General features: G+C 42.5%; 2 protein-coding genes. Both read left to right on the plus strand.

Annotated elements, in window-relative coordinates; translation table 11 throughout:
* Window positions 1–745, plus strand: a 745-nt coding sequence (locus CW267_RS31035) for a hypothetical protein (RefSeq protein ID WP_165787487.1), incomplete at its 5' end; no start/stop codon positions are given.
* Window positions 738–1,020: hypothetical protein (locus tag CW267_RS30225; protein WP_133124768.1), on the plus strand; the 283-nt coding region annotated here is incomplete at its 3' end. The genes CW267_RS31035 and CW267_RS30225, both read left to right, overlap by 8 nt.

Below are 1,020 nucleotides of genomic sequence, written 5' to 3' on the forward strand. Positions count from 1 at the left end.
GGATCAGGCCAGACTTCGCGATGAGATATTTTTAAATACATATTATAAACTTACCGAACAAACAAGACCGCTATTTAACCCTAAATCTCTTTATGCAAGCTTCCATTCTATTGAAGTCAAGGTCCCCCATGGTTCCGAGCTGCGTTATATATTCTTATCTATCGCCAGTAGCGTTTTTTACAGGACTGGAGACCTGGGGGATCGCATCGTCAGCAGATGCGACCTTGCCCAAAATACCTTTACCAAATTCCTGGCAGGGCTTCATGGCGAATTACAAGGGGAAACACCTAAATACACAACTAATAGGGAACTTATAGAATCGCTTATCTTTGAAGCATGGGATGCAGCCATGAAATACGTTGCTATTTCACTAACTGATCGCAAACTTAATATCTGGGATAAGTTACAGCCCGAAGGAATAAAACTAACCATTCATGGTAAACCTGAAGAAATTCAAATCAGACCAACAAACTCAAAATTTCCCACCATGACAGCACAACATTCTGTAGGCGGTTTAATTCCTACAAAGGCAGGGGTAAAAATAACCTGCGAATATCGTATAGAACGAGAAGCAGCGAAAGAGATACCTGTCCTACTGGAGAATACATCGAGCCCTCACCGAACCAGTAGCTGCGTCCCTCCCATTATTAGAAAAATGATCGGTTCAGAACAGCCCTTCTGCTATGTACCGGCGAATACTGACAATATTTACAGCATTTTATCAGGGAGTTACACCGATGCCTAGCGCCCCTATTCTTTGGAAAAAACTTCAGGCATCACAGCGTCTTAATCCGACTCCGGTAATGGACAGCTATAATATTTCCGAAGATGCAACGGAATTATTCCGGCAACGTCTACAAAATCAAATAGCAACGGCAGCCAAACGCTTTGCGAAGACAGCCGCTCGCAGTCTGGATGCATTATCCGGTTCACTTATTTATAAGGATGTAAAATCATCTGCAGGACGACATGCCGCATTAATTACCGAACTATTTCGTAACGCACATTTTATTTCCAACA

It is taken from the genome of Klebsiella sp. X1-16S-Nf21 (assembly GCF_002837615.1).
In the GTDB taxonomy this organism is placed as follows: Bacteria; Pseudomonadota; Gammaproteobacteria; order Enterobacterales; family Enterobacteriaceae; genus Klebsiella; species Klebsiella variicola.